The sequence below is a fragment of the Thermoflexus sp. genome (assembly GCF_040289485.1).
In the GTDB taxonomy this organism is placed as follows: domain Bacteria; phylum Chloroflexota; class Anaerolineae; order Thermoflexales; family Thermoflexaceae; genus Thermoflexus.
The window spans coordinates 1-4538 of the sequence record NZ_PSLG01000100.1; the positions used below are offsets into that span (position 1 = coordinate 1).

Annotated in this window: 3 protein-coding genes; 2 read left to right on the forward strand and 1 reads right to left on the reverse strand. The window is 71.3% G+C overall.

Annotated features, from left to right (window positions below):
* Positions 1 to 47 precede the first annotated feature (47 nt).
* On the reverse strand, positions 48 to 848 hold the full coding sequence (locus tag C4313_RS11115) for an ABC transporter ATP-binding protein (RefSeq protein WP_352429928.1): 801 nt from the start codon (positions 846 to 848) through the stop codon (positions 48 to 50).
* 143 nt (positions 849 to 991) lie between these two features.
* Between C4313_RS11115 and uvrC the strand changes: the two genes are divergently transcribed.
* On the forward strand, positions 992 to 2878 hold the full coding sequence (uvrC, locus tag C4313_RS11120) for an excinuclease ABC subunit UvrC (protein ID WP_352429929.1): 1887 nt from the start codon (positions 992 to 994) through the stop codon (positions 2876 to 2878).
* Entirely contained in the window at positions 2875 to 4086 is a 1212-nt protein-coding gene (gene hemW, locus C4313_RS11125) for a radical SAM family heme chaperone HemW (RefSeq protein WP_352429930.1), read from the forward strand. The genes uvrC and hemW overlap by 4 nt, the downstream gene beginning before the upstream one ends.
* Positions 4087 to 4538 lie beyond the last annotated feature (452 nt).

Genomic DNA, 4538 nt, shown 5'->3' on the forward strand with positions numbered 1-4538 from the left:
GGAGGCCGACCGGCGCCGGGCGGAGCGCCTGGCCCGCCGGGAGGCCCTCACCCCCAGCCGGTGACGGCTCCGCCGGCCGGCGCCGCCCCCCGGAGCGCCTGACGCAACCGCTCCACCTGCGCCCAGTAGGCCGGGGTGTGCCGGAAGGCGGGATCCCCCGCCCCCGGGTTCTCGATGACATCGGGCTGGCGGTGGGGCGGGCAGCCCAGGACCAGGATGCGCTGCCCCATGAAGACCGCCTCTTCCATGTGGTGGGTCACCAGGATCAGGGTTAGGCCCTCCTCCTCCTTCAACCGCCAGGTGAGCTCCTGGAGGTCTTCCCGCGTGGGCGCGTCCAGGGAGGCGAAGGGCTCATCCATCAGGAGGAGGTCCGGCCGAAGCACCAGCGCCCGGGCGATGGCCGTCCGCTGGCGCTGGCCGCCGGAGATCTGGGCCGGGTAGCGGTCTCCCACCTCCCGCAGCCCCAGGCGCTCCAGCCAGGCCTCCACCGGGCCTTCGATCTCCGTCACCGGGGCGTCGGCAGGGGCGTGGCGTCCATCGGGGCCGTAGAAGCGGCGGATGCGCAGGCCCAGGGCGATGTTCTCCCGGACGGTGGCCCAGGGCAGCAGGCCGTAGTCCTGTAGGATGAGGCCGGTGCGGGGGCGCGGCCGCCTCAGACGCTGTCCGTCGACCCGCACCTCCCCCCGCTGGGGCTGGCGCAGGCCGGCCAGCAGGTAGAGCAGCGTGGTCTTCCCACAGCCCGAGGGGCCGATCACCGCCCAGGCCTCCCCCCGCCCGACGGTCCAGGAGAAGCCCTGGAACAGCCACCCACCCCCATATCCAAACCACAGGTCCCGGACCTCGATCACCGTCCTCCCTCCCCGTCGCCGGCTGCGCTCCATGATAGCGCGGAGGGTCGCTCCCGGGGCAGCCTGGATCTGGCCGGCTGGGGGCCGGCGGTGGAAAATGAAAGCCAAAGCGCCCTCGATCCGACGGCGGGGAGGAGGGACGGATGGCTCAGACGGCGATCCGCCCCGGCGGCGCCAGGCCGGCAGCCCTGGAAGAGAAACTGCGGGCCCTGCCGGCGCGGCCGGGGGTGTATCTGTTCAAAAACGCCCACGGGGAGGTCCTTTACGTCGGCAAATCGGCCTCCCTGCGCCAGCGCGTCCGATCCTACTTCCAGGGCGGCGCTGACCTCCCGCCGCGTACCCGGCGGATGGTCCAAGAGGTCGCCGACCTGGACTTCATCGTGACGGACTCGGAACTCGAGGCCCTCATCCTCGAGGCCAACCTGATCAAGCGGCACCGGCCCAAATACAACGTCCGCCTGAAAGACGACAAGCGCTACCCCTACATCAAGATCACCGTGCAGGACCCCTACCCCAAGGTGACCATCACCCGCCGCATTGAGAACGACGGGGCCCGCTACTTCGGCCCCTATACGTCCGTCCACGCCGTCCACCAGATGCTGGACGAGCTGCGGCGCATCTTCCCCTACCTGACCTGCGACCGGACCATCACCGGCCGGGACCGGCGGGCGTGCCTCTACTACGACCTGGGGCGGTGCTTGGGGCCGTGCATCGGGGCGGTGGGCCAGGCCGAATACCGGGCGATGATCGAAGGCCTCGTCCGCTTCCTGGAGGGCCACACCGAGGAGGTGGTGCGGGACCTGGAGGCCAAGATGTGGGCGGCGGCGGAGGCCCTCCAGTTCGAACGGGCCGCCCAGATCCGGGACCGGCTGCAGGCCATCCGTCAGGTGATGGAGCGCCAGCGGGTGGTCTCCACCGTCCGCGCCGACCGGGACGTCATCGCCATCGCCCGGGCCGGCGGCGAGGCGTGCGTCGAGGTCTTCTTCATCCGCCAGGGGAAACTGATCGGCCGCGAGCATTTCATCCTGGAGGGGCTGGAGGACGCCGACCTCCGGGAGGCGCTGGCGGGGTTCCTGAAGCAGTTCTACCAAGCCGCCGCCGACGTGCCGCCGGAGATCCTGCTCCCCGAGCAGGTCGAGGAGGCGGCGGTCATCGAGCAATGGCTCCGCCAGCGACGCGGCGACGCGGTGACCCTGATCGTCCCCCGGGAGGGGGAGGCCGCCGAACTGGTGCGCCTGGCGGCCGAGAACGCGGCGGAGACCCTCCACGCCCTGCGGGCGCGCTGGCAGGCCGACCGCCACCGCCAAGAGGCCGCCCTGCGGGAACTGGCCGAGGCCCTGGGGCTTCCGGCCCCGCCCGCCCGCATCGAGGGTTTCGACATCTCCAACACCATGGGGACCGCGGTGGTCGGCAGCATGGTCGTCTTCATCCACGGCGTTCCCCTGAAGGCCCACTACCGGCGCTTCGTGGTCCGCAGCGTCCAGGGCCGCCCCGACGACTACGCCAGCCTGCGGGAGGTCCTCACCCGCCGCTTCCGCCGCTGGCAGGAGGCCCAGGAGGGGCGACGCCTCCCCGGTCAGAAGCCGGACGAGAGCTTCGCGACGCTGCCCGACCTCTTGCTGGTGGACGGCGGCAAAGGCCAGCTGGGTGTGGCCCTGGAGGTCCTGGAGGCCGAAGGCCTCCAGGATCGGGTCCCGGTGGCGGCCCTGGCCAAGGAGCGGGAGGCCCTGTTCCTCCCCGGCCGGGCCGAGGAACTGGTCCTGCCCCACCACGCGCCGGCCCGCTTTCTGCTCCAGCGGGTCCGGGACGAGGCCCATCGCTTTGCCCTGAGCCATCACCGGGCCCGTCGGGAGCGGCGGTCGCTGGCCTCCGTGCTCGAGGAGATCCCCGGCGTCGGCCCGGCCCGACGCCGGCGGCTGCTGGAGCGGTTTGGCTCCCTGGAAGGGATCCGCCAGGCCTCCGTGGAGGACCTGGTGGCCGCCGGGCTCCCGCGGGCCATCGCCGAACGGGTGAAGGCAGCCCTCGGATGACCACGATCGGCAGCACGGGGATCCCCCTGCCCGTCCTGGCCGAGGGCCGTGGCCCCTGGCCCCCGGCGCCGCCCTCGGAGCCGCTGGCCGTTTACATCCACATCCCCTTCTGCCGCTGGCGGTGCAGTTACTGCGACTTCAACATCTACGCCGGGATGCAGCGTTGGTTCGGCCGCTATATCGCGGCCCTGGCCCGGGAGATCCAGCGCTTCGGGGGGGCCGCCGGCCGGCCCCAGGCCCGCACCCTGTACATCGGCGGGGGGACCCCTTCCCTGCTGCCGCTTCCGCTGCTGGAGCGCCTTTTCGAGGCCTTCCATCAGGCCTTCCGGGCGCCGACGGACATCGAGATCTCCATGGAGGCGAACCCGGGCGGCCTCTCCCTCACCTATCTGGAAGGCGTGCGATCCCTCGGCGTCAACCGCCTCAGCTTGGGGGTGCAGAGCGCCCATCCGGAGGAACTGCGATGGCTGCGCCGGGACCACACCTTCGACGCGGCCCAGGAGGCGGTGGCCATGGCCCGGGCGGCCGGTTTCACCAACGTGAACATCGACCTGATCTACGGGCTGCCGGGGCAACCCCTCGCCCGATGGCAGGCCACCCTGGAGGCGGCCCTGGCCCTGGCGCCCGAACACCTCTCGGCCTATGCGCTGACCGTGGAGGAAGGCACCACCCTCCACCGCTGGGTCCGGGAGGGGCGGCTGCCCCCGCCGGACCCAGACGCAGCCGCCGAGATGTACGAGTGGACCCGGGAGCGGTTGGCGGCGGCCGGGTATATGCATTACGAACTCTCCAACTGGGCCCGGCCGGGCTACGCCTGCGCCCACAACCAGGTTTACTGGCGCTATGAGCCCTATGTGGGCTTCGGGGCGGGGGCGTGGAGCTTCACAGGCGCCACGCGCTGGATGAACATCCGCCATCCCAAAGCCTACATCGCCCGGGTGGAGGCGGGGGAGCCGCCGGTGGCCGAGGTGGAGCCCCTGGATCGACGGACCCAGATGGCGGAGATGGTGATCCTGGGGCTCCGGATGGTGGAGGGCCTGTTGGACGAGCGGTTCCGGTCCCGGTTCGGCCAGGGCCTCATGGAGTGTTACGGCCCCACCATCGCCGAACTGGTCACGTTGGGGCTGGCCGCCTGGGATGGGGAGCGCCTGCGCCTGACCCCGCGGGGCCAGCTGCTGGGCAACGAGGTGTTCTGGCGCTTCCTCTGAGTTTCAATCCGATATGAGCCACGGAACGGAAAACCGGATCATCGCCCATTTTTCCAGAATCTGGACGACTTTGAAAAGGCCCTGCCGCACATATCCCCAGGACACGCACAACACCCCCTCCCGCACTCCCACAACCGGTGCTCCCGCGCCCAGACCGCCGTCGGCGGGGACGTGGTGGGCGGCTGCGGCGCCGGAAGGACGATGTGCGGCGCGCCGCCCCGGGGACTTAACGCGCTTTTAACGATGGGGGGCGTACACTGGAACGCGGAGGCTGATCCCAAAGGGAGGTGAGTGGCCATGCGGATGCGCAGCGTATGGGTCGTCACGGCAGCGGTCCTGGTCCTGGCGCTCGCCGCGTGGGGCGTCCTAAGCGGGGCGGCCGCGGCGGAGCAGCTGGGGGCTGCCCAAGACACGAGCGCGCCTATCCCCACGCCCGCCGTGCTCAAGTGCGA

Bases quoted from the DNA above. Each gene is read 5' to 3' on its own strand.
- uvrC (WP_352429929.1), top strand. From the start codon at position 992: ATGGCTCAGACGGCGATCCGCCCCGGCGGCGCCAGGCCGGCAGCCCTG.
- hemW (WP_352429930.1), top strand. From the start codon at position 2,875: ATGACCACGATCGGCAGCACGGGGATCCCCCTGCCCGTCCTGGCCGAG.